Source organism: Gemmatimonadales bacterium (assembly GCA_030697825.1).
Classification (GTDB): Bacteria; Gemmatimonadota; Gemmatimonadetes; order Gemmatimonadales; family JACORV01; genus JACORV01.
This window is the reverse complement of record JAUYOW010000290.1, coordinates 1-15,231: the sequence shown is the minus strand read 5'-3', so window position 1 is coordinate 15,231 and position 15,231 is coordinate 1. Positions and strand designations below refer to the sequence as shown.

At 70.0% G+C, this 15,231-nt stretch carries 15 protein-coding genes; 2 read left to right on the top strand and 13 right to left on the bottom strand.

The window, feature by feature from the left end; genetic code table 11:
• Positions 1-73: 73 nt before the first annotated feature.
• Positions 74-955: a deoxyribose-phosphate aldolase gene (deoC, locus tag Q8Q85_14335; protein MDP3775434.1), complete on the top strand. Its 882-nt coding sequence runs from the start codon at positions 74-76 to the stop codon at positions 953-955.
• A 29-nt stretch (positions 956-984) separates the two neighbouring features.
• On the opposite strand, the gene Q8Q85_14330 is transcribed toward deoC, so the two are convergent.
• From Q8Q85_14330 to Q8Q85_14270, 13 genes are all read right to left on the bottom strand, one after another.
• A complete protein-coding gene (locus tag Q8Q85_14330; GenBank protein MDP3775433.1) occupies positions 985-2,547 on the bottom strand; it encodes a Ppx/GppA phosphatase family protein in 1,563 nt (520 codons plus the stop codon).
• Positions 2,534-3,253, bottom strand: a complete 720-nt coding sequence (locus Q8Q85_14325) for a thymidylate kinase (protein MDP3775432.1) — start codon at positions 3,251-3,253, stop codon at positions 2,534-2,536. Before Q8Q85_14325 ends, Q8Q85_14330 begins: the two co-directional genes overlap by 14 nt.
• Entirely contained in the window at positions 3,253-3,918 is a 666-nt protein-coding gene (locus tag Q8Q85_14320; protein ID MDP3775431.1) for a thymidylate kinase, read from the bottom strand. Before Q8Q85_14320 ends, Q8Q85_14325 begins: the two co-directional genes overlap by 1 nt.
• Positions 3,919-3,931: 13 nt before the next feature.
• Positions 3,932-4,642: a phosphate signaling complex protein PhoU gene (phoU, locus tag Q8Q85_14315; protein MDP3775430.1), complete on the bottom strand. Its 711-nt coding sequence runs from the start codon at positions 4,640-4,642 to the stop codon at positions 3,932-3,934.
• Complete coding sequence (gene pstB / locus Q8Q85_14310) at positions 4,639-5,439, bottom strand: phosphate ABC transporter ATP-binding protein PstB (protein MDP3775429.1); 801 nt, start codon at positions 5,437-5,439, stop codon at positions 4,639-4,641. The genes phoU and pstB (Q8Q85_14310) overlap by 4 nt, the downstream gene beginning before the upstream one ends.
• Positions 5,436-6,182: a phosphate ABC transporter ATP-binding protein PstB gene (gene pstB, locus Q8Q85_14305; protein MDP3775428.1), complete on the bottom strand. Its 747-nt coding sequence runs from the start codon at positions 6,180-6,182 to the stop codon at positions 5,436-5,438. Before pstB (Q8Q85_14305) ends, pstB (Q8Q85_14310) begins: the two co-directional genes overlap by 4 nt.
• Before the next feature lie 4 nt (positions 6,183-6,186).
• Positions 6,187-7,029, bottom strand: coding sequence for a phosphate ABC transporter permease PstA (gene pstA, locus Q8Q85_14300; GenBank protein MDP3775427.1), 843 nt, complete (start codon positions 7,027-7,029; stop codon positions 6,187-6,189).
• Positions 7,029-8,033: a phosphate ABC transporter permease subunit PstC gene (gene pstC, locus Q8Q85_14295; GenBank protein MDP3775426.1), complete on the bottom strand. Its 1,005-nt coding sequence runs from the start codon at positions 8,031-8,033 to the stop codon at positions 7,029-7,031. The genes pstA and pstC overlap by 1 nt, the downstream gene beginning before the upstream one ends.
• Before the next feature lie 4 nt (positions 8,034-8,037).
• A complete protein-coding gene (gene pstS, locus Q8Q85_14290; GenBank protein MDP3775425.1) occupies positions 8,038-9,120 on the bottom strand; it encodes a phosphate ABC transporter substrate-binding protein PstS in 1,083 nt (360 codons plus the stop codon).
• 10 nt (positions 9,121-9,130) lie between these two features.
• Positions 9,131-10,333 (bottom strand): porin, encoded by a 1,203-nt coding sequence (locus tag Q8Q85_14285; protein MDP3775424.1) that lies wholly within the window; start codon positions 10,331-10,333, stop codon positions 9,131-9,133.
• Between the two features lie 123 nt (positions 10,334-10,456).
• Positions 10,457-12,169 carry an ATP-binding protein gene (locus Q8Q85_14280; GenBank protein ID MDP3775423.1) on the bottom strand — a complete coding sequence of 571 codons (1,713 nt, stop codon included), beginning with the start codon at positions 12,167-12,169 and terminating at the stop codon, positions 10,457-10,459.
• Entirely contained in the window at positions 12,166-12,876 is a 711-nt protein-coding gene (locus Q8Q85_14275) for a response regulator transcription factor (protein MDP3775422.1), read from the bottom strand. The genes Q8Q85_14280 and Q8Q85_14275 overlap by 4 nt, the downstream gene beginning before the upstream one ends.
• 19 nt (positions 12,877-12,895) lie before the next feature.
• Positions 12,896-14,095 (bottom strand): porin, encoded by a 1,200-nt coding sequence (locus Q8Q85_14270; GenBank protein ID MDP3775421.1) that lies wholly within the window; start codon positions 14,093-14,095, stop codon positions 12,896-12,898.
• Between the two features lie 62 nt (positions 14,096-14,157).
• Here Q8Q85_14270 and Q8Q85_14265 point away from each other — a divergent pair.
• The coding region (locus Q8Q85_14265) for a metallophosphoesterase (protein MDP3775420.1) at positions 14,158-15,231 on the top strand (1,074 nt) is incomplete at its 3' end.

Below are 15,231 nucleotides of genomic sequence, written 5' to 3'. Positions count from 1 at the left end.
GATTCAGTCGGGCAGGAAGGCAGTCGGCGGTAGACGCGCAGACGCGCCGACGCGCAGTGGTCGGCAGGAGGCAGTGAGCAGGGGGGCGTTGGCGCTGGCCCTGGCGCCGGCGACGCAACCCGCGGCGGTCGCCATCACGGACATCTCCTGGCGCGGGCCGAACGTGATGAAGGCGGCGTGGTCACCGGCGAAGGGCGCGCGCCGGGTGGCGGACTTCGTGGACCACACGCTGCTCAAGGCCGAGGCGACCCGCAAGGAAGTCGTGAAGCTGTGCGGGGAGGCGCGGCAGCACCGGTTCGCGGCGGTGTGCGTGAACGCAGGGTGGGTCGAGCTCTGCGCGAAGGAGCTGGAAGGCGCCGAGGTCGCGGTCGCCACGGTGTGCGGGTTCCCGCTCGGCGCCACCACGTCGCGAGCCAAGGCGGCTGAGGCGGCTGAGGCCGTGGCCGGCGGCGCGGGCGAGGTGGACATGGTGATCGCGCTGGGCCGCGCGAAGGGCGGTGAGTGGGCCTACGTCGAGGACGACATCCGGGCGGTCGTGGAAGCGTCGCGGCGCGCCATCGTCAAAGTGATAATCGAAAGCTCAGCTTTGACGAGCGAGGAGATCGTGAAGGCCTCCGCGATCGCGAAGGAGGCCGGCGCGCACTTCGTCAAGACCTCCACCGGCTTCCACGCCTCGGGCGGCGCCACGACCGAAGCGGTCCGGCTGATGCGGCTGGTGGTGGGTGACGATCTGGGCGTGAAGGCGTCGGGCGGGGTGCGGGACTGCGCGACCGCCCTGGCGATGATCGCCGCCGGTGCGAGCCGGATCGGGACGTCGAGCGGGGTGGGGTTCGTGACGTGTCTCGGGCCGGGGCCCTTGCCGCTGGCCGAGCTGCTGAAGCAGCCGCACGCGCACGGGGCGTCGTGCACCAGCGGGACGTGTGCGCCGGCAGGGGGGGGTGGGCAGCCGTACTGACGCCGGCCCTCCCCAACGGCGATGCGCCGCTAGCTCGCCGCTTTCTTGGTCTCCGCGACCGCCGCGGCGCGCACCACCACTTCCTTCTCCAACAACTTCTCCAGCAAGTCCGCTTTCCTCTTCGCGCCCCAAAGCTCGAGCTTGAGGTCGGTCGTGGCGAGGCGCGGCACCACGTCAATCAGCAGTCTTCCAGGCATCACCCGGATCTTCATCGCTTCGACCGCCGCCACGTGCCCGCGGTCCAGCCCGTCCGCGACGCGCAGCAGCGCCACGATCCGGCGCACCCGGGCACGCTCCTCGGGCTCCAGCACCGCAAACTCGGGATGCTTCTTGGTCGGTGGGCGGCTGCGGTGGTAGCGGCTGATCACCGCCACCAGCATCCGGTCCCTCGGCGAGAACGGCAGCGACTCGGCGTGCGCGATGAGGTGGTAGCTGTGCTTGTGATGGCTCTGGTACGAGACCAACTGCCCGACGTCGTGGAGCAGCGCCGCCGCCTCCAGCAGCTCCCAGTCCGCCGGCACGCAGCCCAGGTGCTTGCCCAGGGTGTCGAATAGCCGCTTGGAGAGCCGAAGCACCTGCTCCACGTGACGCCGGTCGGTGCGGCAGCGGTCGGCGAAGCGGCGCAGCGCCTTGGCGCGGCTGGGCTGCTGCTCGTCGGTCGGCGTGGCGAGGTGCAGCAGCAACCCTTCGCGCAGCCCGAACGCCGAGACGGTCACGCCGCGCGCGTCGAACCGCTCGAGGACTTCGGCCGCCACCGCGAGTCCAGCGACGATGATGTCGGCGCGCTCGGGGTTGAGGCCGCCAACCTTGAGGCGTTCCTCGAGAGAGAGCGTGCTCAGCCACTCGAGGATCCGTTGCAGCTCCGCGAGCGAGAGCGTGCCGCCGTGGACGCCTCCCGTCGGCTCGCTTCCCTGATCGCGGAATGCCGCGACCCGGGCCGCGTTGGTGAACGTCCCGCCGGAGCCGTAGAGCTTCGCGCCGTTCCACTCGCGCGCCACGAGCGCGCGGCGCAGGCGCCGGCGGACCGCGCTCCTGAGCCGGCGCACCGCGGCTTCGGTCGGCCGGTGATCCGAGAGGTACTGCTCCGTCATCCGCACCGCGCCAAAGGGGAGTGAGACGACGTGCTCCACCATGCCACCCACGGCCAGTACCAGCTCCAGGCTCCCGCCGCCGATGTCCGCCACGATGGTGCGTCCCCGGACGATGGCGAAGTGCTCGCGCACCGACAGGAACGCGAGGCGAGCCTCGGTCTCGCCGTCGATGACCTCGAGGGGGATGCCGATCTCGCGCTTCACCCGCTCGGCGAAGTCGGCGCCGTTCGAAGCGTCGCGGACGGCCGAGGTCGCTACCAGGGCGACCCGCGTCGCGCCCCGCCGCTCGGCCGCCTGCTTCATTCGGCCCAGGGCTTCGATGGCCCGCTCGATCGCCTCATCAGAGAGGCGGCCGGTGGCCGCGAGGCCGCGCGCCAGGCGCGGCTGGTCCTTGAGGTCGTCTATGACGTGGAGGTGGCCGTCGTCGCCGCGCTCGGCGATCAGGCAGCGGATCGAGTTGGATCCGACGTCTATCGCCGCGAAACGCTCAGTCGGTGGCATCGCCCATCGGCGCGAGAAGCGTGGGATCAAGGAGCCCCGCCAGCTCGCGGCGGAGGTCGGACTGCACTTCCTCGACCGAGCGCGAGGCGTCGATCGTCGTGAAGCAGTACGTCTCCGCCATCCGGTCGAACTCCTGGAGAATCAGCGACTGGTACTGGCGGAACGACGAGTAGAGGTCCGGCGCGAGGCCGATGTCTCGGCCGGATTCCCAGTAGTCCAGCTCGGCGCCGCGGCGCAGGGTGCGGCGGATCAGCTCGTCGGGGTCGAGGCGGAGGAACAGGACCCGCTCCGGGACCAGCGCGAAGCCGTACAGCTTGTCGAGCCACTCGCGATGGAGGCCGCGGACCAGCCCGCGCGCCATGGTGGTGAAGACGTAGCGGTCGGACAGCACGACGAAGCCGGAGCGCAGCGCCGGGATGACCTCGTGCTCGATCCGGTCGGCGACGTCGGTGGCGTAGAAGAGGGACATCGTCGTGCGGTCGAAGGAGTGCCCTTGCTTGGCCGACACGATGCCGCGGCGCGTGAGCGCTGAGCGCTTCAGCCCGGTGGAGGCGACGGCGAAGCCATGGCCCTCGAGCCAGCCCTGGAGCAGTTCGATGTGCGTGGAGCGGCCGACGCCGTCGGCGCCCTCGATCACGATGAGGTGCCCTGGGAGCGCCCCGACCTCGAGCCTGCCGAGCCCGCTGCCGTAGAAGCGGGTCTCCATCAGCGCGCCGCCAGGACCGGGCGGGTGAGTCCGGTGCGCCGAAGGCCCTTGAGAAGCGGCTTTACGAGGCGCCGCGCCTCGCGCTGCTGCTCCACGACCGATCGCGAGCCGTCGATGACCGTCAGCTCGAACTCCTTGGCCACGCCCTCGTAGACCTCGAGCACCTTGCTCTGGAAGAGCCGGAAGCTGGTGATGGGATCGGGCGAGAGGCCGAGGTCCATGCCGGCCTCGTGGTACCTGGGCTGGATGCGGCCGCCGGTGATGCGCGCGACCGACGTGTCGATGTCCACCCGGAAGTAGAGCGAGAGGTCGGGCCGGGTCGCGAACTCATACAGGTTGCGGAGCCACTCGGGGTCGCAGCCGCGCACGTAGTCGCGCGCGAAAGCGGTGTACGCCCAGCGGTCCGCGAGCACCACCAGGCCGGACTGGAGCGGCGGCAGGATGGAGCGCTCGTGGCGGTCGGCGAAGTCGGTGGCGTGGATGAGCGAGAAGGTCGTGGGCGAAAAGAGATTCTTCTTCTTCCCGCGCTTGGTCGTGTCCTTCACGAGCGGGCTCGAGTTCCACTCGGTGAACGACACGTCGTACCCCTCCGACAGCAGGAACGTCTGGAGGAGCGAGAGCTGGGTGGACTTCCCCGAGCCGTCGATGCCTTCGACGACGATCAAGCGGCCCGGGTACTTATGTGCCTCCCGAATGCCCATCGGACCCTGACTGGAACTCGTCTTCGGCGTGGTGTTTGATGGTCTTTCCTTCAGCTACGAATACTACATCCTCGGCGATGTTCGTGGCGAGGTCGGCCACGCGTTCCAGGTTCCGGCTCACCAGGAGCAGCTCCATGCAAGGCCCGATGCTCCGCTGGTCCTCCATCATGTGGGTGAGGAGGATCCGGAAGACGGAGTCGTTGAGGGAGTCCACGGCATCGTCGCGGCGGCAGACCTCCCGGGCGAGCGGGCCGTCCCCCCGAACGAAGGCCGAAAGGGAGTCCCCGAGCATCTGGCGCGACTGCCGGGCCATCTCGACGATTTCCGGCTCAGGGATGATGTGCGGGTACTCGAGCAGCCGCTCTGCCGACTGCGCGATGTTGACCGCGTGGTCGCCGACCCGCTCGAGGTTGTGCACGATCCTGATCGCGGAAAAGATAAGTCGGAGATCGCGGGCCATCGGCTGGTGGAGCGCGATCAACTGGAACGCCTGCTCCTCGATGCTGCTTTCCTGGGTGTTGATGATGCGGTCGCCGCGGATTACCGCCTGCGCCATCTGCCGGTCGCGCTTCAACAGCGCTGCGACCGCGTTTCCCACGGCTTCCTCCGCCTCGCTCGACAGGGCGATCAGCCGCTGCTTGAGGATCGCGAGCTCTTCGTGGAAGTGCCGCACCGGTCCTTCGCTCATCCGAATCTCCCTGTGATGTAGGCCTCGGTGCGCTCGTCCGCCGGACTGGTGAAGATCCGCTCGGTGGGCCCGAACTCGACGAGCCGGCCGAGATAGAAGAATCCGGTGTCGTCGGACACGCGCGCCGCCTGCTGCATGTTGTGGGTGACGATGACTATGGTGACTTCGCGTTTCAGCTCGACGATCAGCTCCTCGATGCGCATGGTGGCGATCGGATCGAGGGCCGAGCAGGGTTCGTCCATGAGCAACATCTCGGGCTCGTTGGCAAGGGCGCGCGCGATGCACAGGCGCTGCTGCTGCCCGCCGGACAGCGACGTGCCCGGGTCGTCGAGCCGGTCCTTCACCTCATCCCAGAGCGCGGCGCGGCGGAGCGAGCGCTCGACGATGCCGGGCATGTCCCGCTCCGAGGCTGCTCCGCTCACGCGGGGCCCGTAGGCCACGTTGTCGAAGACGCTTTTCGGGAACGGGTTCGGGCGCTGGAACACCATGCCGATTCGCCGTCGGAGCTCGACGGGATCCACGCCGCGGCGGAAGACCGATCCTCCGTCGAAAAGGATCTCGCCGGTGTGCTGCGTGTTCGGCAGCAGCTCCTGGAGCCGGTTCACGGACCGCAGGAAGGTCGACTTCCCGCAACCGGACGGGCCGATGAGGGCGGTGACGGTGTGGCGGGCGACGTCGAGCGAGACCTCGAACAACGCCTGGCTCGGGCCGTACCAGAAGGAATACCGCTCCGCCCGGAGCGCGGGGCCGGCGCCGACGACGCTCGCTTCGAGCACGGCGGGAGCGACGGCGCTCATCCGAACCGTCCGGTCACGTACGCCTCGGTCTGCGCGCGAGCGGGCGCCGTGAAGATCTGGGTAGTAGGCCCGACCTCGACCAGGTCTCCGAGGTAGAAGAAGGCGGTCACGTCGGAGACCCGCGCGGCCTGCTGGAGGTTGTGCGTCACGATGATCACGGTGAAGTCGCACTTGAGTTCGCGGACCAGCTCCTCGATGCGCGCGGTGCCGACCGGATCGAGCGAGGCCGTGGGCTCGTCGAGCAGCAGGACCTCCGGCTCCGGCGCGAGGGTGCGGGCGACGCAGAGGCGCTGCTGCTGCCCGCCCGACAGATCCAGTGCGGAATGGTGCAGGCGGTCCTTCACCTCGTCCCAGAGCGCGGCCCGGCGCAGGGCGCGCTCGACGATCGCTTCGCGCTCGGCGCGACCGAGCTTCGGACCTACCCTGAGACCGGCGGCCACGTTTTCCGCGACGGACATCGTCGGGAACGGCGTCGGCTTCTGGAAGACCATGCCGATGCTGCGGCGTACCTGGATGGGGTTGACGCCGGGGGCGTAGATGTCGTGGCCGTCGAGGAGGACGCGGCCCGCGACGCGCGCATCCGGCACCAGCTCGTGCATGCGGTTGAGCGAGCGCAGGAAGGTGGACTTGCCGCATCCGGAAGGGCCGATCAGGGCAGTCACGGTGTTGGCGCGGACGCTCAGCGTCACGTCCCGGATGGCGGATGTCCCGCCGTACCAGGCGGTCAGGCCCACGGCAGCCATGCGGTCAACCACCGGCACGTCTTCCCCCGGTCACGATGCGGGCCGCGGTTCCGATGATCAACACCAGCAGGATGAGGACCAGCGCCCCGGCCCACGCCTGCCGGTGCCACTCCTCGTACGGGCCCACCGCGTACGCGTACACCTGGAGCGGCAGCGCCGCCATCGCGCCCAGGAGGTTGGTGGAGAAGAACTGGTTGCCGAGCGCGGTGAACAGGAGCGGCGCCGTCTCGCCGGCCACCCGCGCCAGGGCGACCAGGCAGCCGGTGACGATGCCCGTTCCCGCGGTGCGGACCACCACCTGGAGCGAGGTGCGCCAGCGCGGGTAGCCCAGGGCGAGCGCGGCCTCGCGCAGCGAGTTCGGCACCAGGCGGACCATCTCCTCCGTGGTACGCGCGATGATCGGCACGAGGATGCAGGCCAGCGCTGCCGCGCCCGCGAGGCCCGAGAAGCGGCCGGTAGGTCGAACGATCCAGGTCCACGCGAAGATGCCGATGACGATCGAAGGAGTGCCGTTCAACGTATCTGCCACGAAGCGCACCAGCCAGCCGAGGAGCCCGTTCCCGAACTCCGCGAGGAAGATGCCCGCGCCCACCCCCACCGGGATGCCGATGGCGCAGGCCACCCCGACGATGAGCATCGTGCCGGCGATGGCGTGCGCGAAACCGCCGCCGTCCTCGCCCAGCGGGACACTCGACTTGGTGAAGAAGTTCCAGTCGAGCGAGCCGGCGCCCTTGAGCAGGAGCATCGCGAGTATCGCGGCGAGCGGCAGTAGGGCGAGCGCGGCGGCGCCGTAGGTGGCGCCGGTCATCGCGGCTCCGACGATGCGGCGGGCGGTGCGCGACGACATCAGACCGCCGAGCTTCCGGCCGCGGACCCGCGCGCGACGCGCCAGATGAGAACGCGCGCCAGGGCGTTCACGATCACGGTTATGAGGAATAGCACGAGCCCGACATAGAACAGCGCGGCGAGGTGCAGTTGGCTCACCGCCTCGGCGAACTCGTTGGCGATCGCGGAGGCGATGGTGTACCCGGGCTGCACCAGCGAGACGGAGATCTCGTGGGTGTTTCCGATCAGCATGGTGACCGCCATCGTCTCGCCCAGCGCGCGCCCCAGGCCGAGGATCACGGCGCCGAGGATCCCGGCGCGGCCGTACGGCAGGATCACCGTCCACACCGCTTCCCACCTGGTGGCGCCGAGGGCGAGCGCGGCCTCGCGCTGCGCCGGGGGGACCGCGAGCAGCACCTCGCGCGAGACGGCGGCGATGTAGGGGAGGATCATGATGGCGAGGATGACGCCGCCGGCGAGCACGGAGGGGCCGTAGAAGGTTCCCCTGAACATCGGCATCCACCCGACGATGGGACGCACCACCGGCCAGACCACGTCCCTAAGCAGCGGGATGAGCACGAAGATCCCCCACAACCCGTAGATAACGCTCGGGATCGTCGCGAGCAGCTCGACGAGGGTCGCGACGGGACGCCGCAGCCGGCGCGGCGCGAACTCGGTGAGGAAGATCGAGACGCCGAGCGCGAGCGGCACGGCGATCACTATCGCGACGAGCGAGGAGTACAGCGTTCCTACGATGAGCGGGAGCGCGCCGAAGTCGCCGGCCACGGGGTCCCAGGCGCTGCGGGCGAAGAAGCCGAAACCAAAACGGCGGATGGCCGGCCACGCGCCAACCAGCAGCTCCCCCGAGATGGTGAGGAGGAGCAAAGGCAGCGACAGCGCCAGGACGGTGAGCACGATGCGGTAGAACAGGTCCGCGCGGCTCACGGTCCGAAGCGCACTCCACCGCTCGTCGGCGGAGAGCCGAGGAGCGGTGGTCTCGTGAAGAACGACCGGCGATATGGTCACGGGTTCAGCTTCGGCGACGCGGGCTCTCCTGGCCGTAGTTGGCTGCCAGGACCGGCCGGCCCTGCACGGTCACCGACTTGAGACGTGCCTCGAGCAGACGGACGACGCGCTCGGGGAGCGGGGCGTAGCCCAGGTCGGTGGTGAAGCGCTGGGCGTCGTGGGTACACCACCAGAGCCACTCGAGCAGGGTGCGGGCCTTCACGGCGTCGCTCATCTCGCGCGGGAGCAAGATCCAGGTGAACGAGGCGATCGGGTAGGCGTCCGCTCCCACGGGGTCGGTGATCGAAACGCGGAAATCGGTGTCCTCACCAAGCGCCGCCACGGCGGCCGCCGCGGCGGCGGTTGTCGATGCCAGTGTCGCGTTCACGAAGGCGCCGGCGCGGTTTCGCACCAGCCCGTATGCGATGCGGTTCTGGAGTGCGTAGACCAGCTCCACGTAGCCGATCGCGCCGGGCGTGCGCTGAACCGTGTTGGCGACGCCGGGATTGCCCTGGCCGCCGAGTCCGACGGGCCAGCTCACCGCGGTGCCCTTGCCGACCCGCCGGGCCCACTCGGGGCTCACCTTGGCCAGGTAGTCCGTCCACACGTACGTAGTGCCGGAGCCGTCCGAGCGGTGCACCACGAGCACGTCGCGGTCCGGCAGGGTGACGCCGGGGTTGGCTGCGGCGATCCGGCTGTCGTTCCAGTTGGTGATCTGACCGAGGAAGATCGCGGCCAGGATCTCCGGGGTGAAGCGGAGCTGCTGGGTCAAGCCCGGGACGCTGTAGATCGGCACCACGGCGCCGAGCACCGTCGGGACGTGCAGCACATTCCCGCGCGCGGCCGTGATCTGTGAGTCGGTCATCGGCCCATCGGTGGCGCCGAAGTCCACCGTGCGGTCGGTGAACTGCCGGATGCCTCCGCCGGAGCCGATGGACTGGTAGTTGATCTCGACGTTCGGGCGGGTGCGCGTGTATTCCAATACCCACTTCGAGTAGATCGGGTACGGGAACGTCGCGCCGGCGCCCGTTAGGCGGATGTCGCTCTGCGCCGGCAGCGGGCCGGCGCTGAGACCGGCGGCGAGGAGGACGATCGCGGTCTTTCTCATCAGCATGCTCCTAGAAGTTGGCTTGCCAGGACAGGCGGAACGCGTGGAAGGATCGGCTCGCGCCCGCCGCGTCCTTGTACCGGTACAGGTCGAGGCCGGCCCGCAGCACCATGGTCTGCGCGAAATAGACGTTGAGCACCGGCGTGATCAGCATGCCATGGTCGTCGTCACGGCTCGTGTTGGGGTCGGTGTAGTCCAGGCGCAGCGCGGGCTCGATGATCTTGACGAGTCGCGTGCCGTTCGGGTCGTCCGGCTGCCAGCGCCAACCGCCGACGACCTGGAACGACCGGAACGTCGCCAAAGCCGAGTCCGGTGTGTTGGGACGAAGATTCGCGGTGTTCCTGCCGACGTCGACCCGGCAGGAGATTGCGGTCGTGCCGTTCAGGCAGTCGGTGCCGCTGCGCAACGTCTTGCCCGACGCGAAGTCGGCGATGACGTGCAGCCCGGGCCGGAAGTCGCCCCACTCGGCGTCGAGACCGATGGCCGAGGTCCGGCGCGAGGAGTCGGGCGAGAAGGTGGTGCTGGTCGCCGTCGTGGTGACGCTTCGGTCGCGGGAGACGACCGCGGCGCCCAGGCGCAGCACCGGTCGGGCCTCCTCGTCGGCGATCACCGTCGCCGTGGCGCGCGCTCCGAAGGTCTTGGCGTTGTTGACGTCGTTGCTGCTCTCGCCGGAGCCGTTGTATAGGCCGGCCTTGACCGTGAAGCGGTTCTGCCAGGTGGTGAAGTCCGCGCTCGCGCCCAGGTCGTGGGCGAGGTAACCGTTCTCTTCGAGGAGGTTGTTCTGTGCCGCCACGCCGCTGAATCCGCGGAAGCGGGCGCCTCGCTCGATGGAAAGCAGATTGTTGGAGCTGGTCAGCTCGTAGCGGTTGAACGGCTTCTTTTCCTGGCCCATGGTGAGGCCGAACCCCGACGTGGGGTTGTGCCACAGTACGACGCGGAGGTAGGCGTCGCGCATCCGCAGCGCGCCCATCTCGAACGAGGGCTGGAGCACCATGTTGATGTTGTCGCCAAGGCGGACGTCGGCCTGGATACGGAGCCGCCGGATCTCGTAGGACGAGCTCACGACGGCGCTCGGGTTGAAGCTGCCGGTCGAATCGCCGGAGGCCGTGGCGAACTGGGTCTGGACCCGGCCCGCGACGCGGATGTTGGGGGTCTGGGCCGCCGCACCGGTGGCGAAGGCGGCCGAGGTTGCGATGGCCAGGACTCGGGCCATGGCGCGGACTCCAGCAATGCGCATGCAGTCTGCTCCGTGAGAGGGGTCGCTCGACACGGAGAGAACCTCGCTCCGGCGTGTCACGCCGAAGCCGTGGTCGTGTAACGATTCGGTAAAGAGCGACTAGGCGGCGGGGAGGCGCATCCGAATCGTCGTGCCGGTACCGACGGTGCTCTCGGCCTCGACGTGCCCGCCATGCGCCTCGACGAGGTGCTTGACGATGGCAAGGCCGAGGCCGGTGCCGCCCCGTTCGCGGTCCCGAGCGGGGTCGGCGCGGTAGAAGCGCTCGAAGATGCGGGGCAGATGCTCGGCCGGGATGCCGGCGCCGGTGTCGGAGATGTCAAGGCGCACGTCCGGCCCGTCGCGTCGCGCCCGCACCGCGATGCGCCCGCCGGCCGGCGTGTGGCGCACCGCGTTGTCGAGGACGTTGAGCAGGATCTGTTGCAGCGCCCCGGGATCTACCTGGAGCGCCGCGGAGTTGGGATCGACCTGGGTCGTGAACGCGAGCGTTCCCGCCCCGGGTCGGTCCCGCAGCGATCGCCAGGCGTCGGCGACGGCTGCCGACAGCGGTATGGCCGCGGGCTCGGGCCGCCACGCACCCGACTCGATGCGCGAGAGGTCGAGCAGGTCGTCGATGAGCCGCTGCATTCGACGGGAGTGGGTGAGCATCGTATCGAGGAAGCCCCGCCGGATGTCCGAAGGGGGGTCGTCCTTGAGCAGGGTTTCCGCGTACCCGCGTACCACGGTGAGCGGTGTCTTGAGCTCGTGCGAGACGTTGGCCACGAAGTCGCGTCGGACCGTCTCGAGGCGCTTGAGGTCGCTGACGTCGTGGAGCGCGAACACGGCTCCCCCCCCGGGAAGCGCCTGGCCCGAAAGCAGAATGGTGCGGTTCTCGTGCTCGACCTCGAGGCCTGCCGTGGCACCGCCAGCGAGCGTCGCGTCCACGGCCTCGCGCGCGGCGCGTTGCCGGAACAACTCGCGCACGGACGCGGGTCGGTCGTCCGATCCGAGGCCGAGCAGGAGCCGCGCGGCAGGATTGAGCGTGGTCACGGCACCCAACGCGTCGCACGCGACCACACCCTCGACCATCGACGCGATGAGCGCTGCCATCTCGGACCGCTCGTGCTCCAGCTCCCGTAGCCGTGCGCTCAGGCGCTCGTCCACGGTGCGAAGCGCGCGTGCCAGGTCTCCGACTTCGTCACGGCCGCGGAGGTCGAGCGCCGGGCTCTCGCCCCCCGCTATGGCTTGCGCCGCGTCGCGCAACCGGACGAGCGGGCGCGCTACGTCCCCGGCGAAACCGAGCGCCAGCAGCGCGGCGACGCCGGCGGCAATCACGGCGCCGAGCAGCACCGCGCCCTGCGCGTCCGCCACCAGCGCGTCCACCTGGGGGAGCGGCGATGACACCCGCACTACCGCCCCGTTGCCGATCGGCACCGCGACCTTCAGCTCCCAGCGGCCGGTCGATGCGCTGCGCCGCAGGTCCATGCCGGTACGGCCGGCATGTGCGGCGCGCACCTCGGGCCGATCGGCGTGGTTCTCGAGCGAGGCCACTTCGTCGCGACGAAAATCGGAGTCCACGATCACGACGCCGTTTGCGTCGACGATCGTCAGTCGGCGGTCCGTCGCCCGACCGAGCGAGCGCACGGTCGAATCGAGTTCGGCGCCGCTGCGCCCGCGCGCCGCGGCACCGAGGAAGCGCGCTTCGCGCTCCAGCTCGACGGCGGCCTCGCTGCTGAGCCGGGCGCGGAGCAGGCGGTCCGCCGCGACGACGAGCGTGAGGGCGGTCACTCCGACCAGCGCCAGGTAGGAAAGAAGCAACTTGCGCGTAAGCGTCACCGGTCCGGCGCGTCCTTTGCTGAGGGGAGACGGTAGCCGAATCCGCGGACGGTTTCGAGCATCGTACCGGCGGCACCGAGCTTCGCGCGGAGCCGCTGCACGTGCATGTCCACCGTGCGCGTCTGGATGTCGGCCTGTGCATCCCACACCGACTCGAGGAGCTGCGGCCGGCTCTGTGCTCGCCCGCGCCGCTCGGCGAGCAGGAGGAGCAGACGGTACTCGATCGGAGTGAGATCGACCGATTCACCTTCAACGGCGACGGTGTGCGCCGCGCGATCGATCGCGATCGAACCTACCCTGAGCACCGCTCCGGTGCCGGTTCCGGCGGGCGCGCGCAGGCGACGCAGCACCGCGCCCACGCGCAGCACCAGCTCCTCAGGGCTGAACGGCTTGGTGAGGTAGTCGTCAGCTCCTCCCGCGAGGCCCCTGATGCGGTCGGCCTCGTCCTTGCGCGCGGTCAGCAGGATCACGCCGACGTCCCGCGTCTCTTCGCGGCGGCGTAGCTCCTCGAGAACCTCATAGCCGCTGCGCCCCGGTAGCATGATGTCGAGGACGACCAGGTCGGGTGGGTCCTGTTGTGCGGCCTCCAGGGCCGCGGGGCCGGTCCCTGCGGTGACGACGCGGTAGCCGGCCTTGGCGAGATGGTACGCGACCAGTGCCGTGATGTCCTTCTCGTCATCCACGACAAGGATGCGCTCGTCGCTCACCGCGCCCGCCTCATGCCGGCTAGAAGCTGGCCTGCCAGGCCAGCCGGAAGGCCCGGATCGACCGGCTCGCCCCCGCGGCGTCGCGGTATCGGTACCAGTCGAGGCCGGCCCGCATCACCGTCGTCGGGGTGAAATAGAGGTTGAGGACAGCGGTGACCAGCATCCCAGCGTCATCGTCACGGTCGGCGTCGGGGTCCGTCAGGTCCACCCTGAGCGCCGGCTCGATGATCTTGACCAGGCGCGTACCGGCGGGGGCGGCGAGTTGGACGCGCCAGGCGCCGACGATCTGTACGGACCGGAAGGTCGAGAACGCGCTGTCCGGGGCGTTAGGCCGCAGGTTGCCCTCGTTTCGTCCGGCGTCGTATCGGAATGCGGGGTCGTCGAGGTGGTCCCCGCTCGCGAGGTCGAGGATGAAGTGGAGGCCGGGCCGGAAGCCGCCCCACTCGGCGTCGAGACCGGCCGCGCTGGCGCGGTGGGACGAATCGGGTGAGAACGCCGTGCCGGTGGCGGTCGTCGTGACCGCACGGTCCCGCGTGAGGAACGCGGCGCCGACGTTGAGCTGCGGATGGCCGTCCGCGGTGCGCAGCACGGTCGCCGTGGCGCGCACTCCGACTGTCTTGGCGTTGTTCACCTCGGCGGCGCTCTCCCCCGCGCCGTTGAACACCCCGAGCCGCGCCGTGACGCGGCCCTCGAGGAAGCTGCCGTCCAGCGCCGCGCCGAGGTCCTGCGCGATGTAGCCGTCGGAGAGGAGGAGGTTGTTCTGGGCCGCGACCTCCGCGAGGCCCCGGAGCCGAGCGCCGCGCTCGATGGAGGGGAGGTTGTTCGACGAGTTCAGCTCGTAGCGATTGAACGGCTTCTTGAACTGCCCCATCATCAGCGCGACCGCCGAGCCCGCGCGGTGCGCCACGCGCACCCGCACGTAGGCGTCCCTCATCCTGAGGGCGCCCATCTCGAACGCCGGTTGCATCACCAGGCTGACGTTCTCGCCGATCTCGACGTTGGCGTCGAGGCGCAGCCGGCGGACCTCGAATCCCGAAGCCACGACGCCGTTGGGGTTGAAGCTCGACGTCGAATCGCCGGTCACCGCCGAGAACTGGGTCTGGACCCGGCCCACGATGTGCACTGTAGGGGTCTGGGCAAAGGCCCGGTGTCCCGCAGCCGCGAGGAGGAGGACCGCGCCGGCGGCGCGCCCGAGAACGGACCGGGTGGGGATTCGCATGGCCCACAGTATGACAGGGACCACTAGCGACGTGCAACGTCGGTCTTACATTTCGCGCACCTATGACGAGCCCTCTCGCCGCGCTGGCGGCCGCCCTTCTGCTCATGCAGCAACCGCGGCCTGGCGCGCGCCTCCCCGCGGCCCGCTCCGCCGCCGCCGACACCACCACGATCGTCATCGTCGCCACCACCGACGTCCACGGCCGAGCGATGAGCTGGGACTACGAGCGCGACCGTGAGGCCCCGCTGGGCCTGGTGCGCGCGGCCACCGTCATCGACTCGCTGCGACGCCGGTATCCGGACCGCGTGGTGCTGGTGGACGCGGGCGACCTCATCCAGGGCAACCCGTTCGCCACGTACTTCGCGCGGATCTCGCCGCAGCCGGTGCACCCGATCATCGACGTCATGAACCGGATGCGCTACGACGCGGCGACCCTCGGCAATCACGACTTCAACTTCGGCTTGGGCGTCATGGCGCGTGCCATCGTGCCGGCGCGCTTCCTCTACGTCTCCGCCAACATCCAGCGCGCCAACGGCCAGCCGCTTGCCGAAACTTCGACGATAGTGACGCGCGGCGGCGTGCAGATCGGGATCACGGGCGCCACCACTCCCGGAGTGCTGGTGTGGGACGGCCCGGCGGTGCGCGGCCAGCTGCGCTTCCTCGACGTCGCACAAGCGGTCCCGCCGGTGATCCGGCAGCTGCGAACCGACGGCGCGGACGTCACCGTGCTGGTCGCGCACGCGGGTCTCGACGGCGCCTCGAGCTACGGCGACCTCCCCGATGTCCCGCCCGAGAACGACGTCGCGGCGGCGCTCGCGGCGTCGCCGGGCCTCGACGTCGCCATCATCGGGCACACCCATCGCGAGATCGCCGACAGCACGGTCGGGACCACGCTGGTGGTGCAGCCGAAGTTCTGGGCGCAGAGCGTGGCCGTCGTGCGGTTGTCCATGGCGCGTCGGGCGGGCCGCTGGCAGATCGTGCGCAAGACCGGCGAGCTGATCCCGCTCGCCACGGTGCGCCCGGATAGCGCGCTGGTGCGCGCCCTCCAGCCGGCGCACGACTCCGCGCGCGCGTGGGCCACCCGGCCGCTCGGCCAGAGCGCCGCGGCCATGTCGGCCCGCACCGCCCGGCTCGAG

What these genes read in the sequence shown, in the direction of transcription:
- Q8Q85_14285 (MDP3775424.1), bottom strand. Translation starts at nt 10,333, where the DNA reads ATGGCCCGAGTCCTGGCCATCGCAACCTCGGCCGCCTTCGCCACCGGT.
- phoU (MDP3775430.1), bottom strand. Translation starts at nt 4,642, where the DNA reads ATGAGCGAAGGACCGGTGCGGCACTTCCACGAAGAGCTCGCGATCCTC.
- pstS (MDP3775425.1), bottom strand. Translation starts at nt 9,120, where the DNA reads ATGAGAAAGACCGCGATCGTCCTCCTCGCCGCCGGTCTCAGCGCCGGC.
- Q8Q85_14270 (MDP3775421.1), bottom strand. Translation starts at nt 14,095, where the DNA reads ATGCGAATCCCCACCCGGTCCGTTCTCGGGCGCGCCGCCGGCGCGGTC.
- pstB (MDP3775429.1), bottom strand. Translation starts at nt 5,439, where the DNA reads ATGAGCGCCGTCGCTCCCGCCGTGCTCGAAGCGAGCGTCGTCGGCGCC.
- Q8Q85_14325 (MDP3775432.1), bottom strand. Translation starts at nt 3,253, where the DNA reads ATGGAGACCCGCTTCTACGGCAGCGGGCTCGGCAGGCTCGAGGTCGGG.
- Q8Q85_14330 (MDP3775433.1), bottom strand. Translation starts at nt 2,547, where the DNA reads ATGCCACCGACTGAGCGTTTCGCGGCGATAGACGTCGGATCCAACTCG.
- pstA (MDP3775427.1), bottom strand. Translation starts at nt 7,029, where the DNA reads ATGTCGTCGCGCACCGCCCGCCGCATCGTCGGAGCCGCGATGACCGGC.
- pstB (MDP3775428.1), bottom strand. Translation starts at nt 6,182, where the DNA reads ATGGCTGCCGTGGGCCTGACCGCCTGGTACGGCGGGACATCCGCCATC.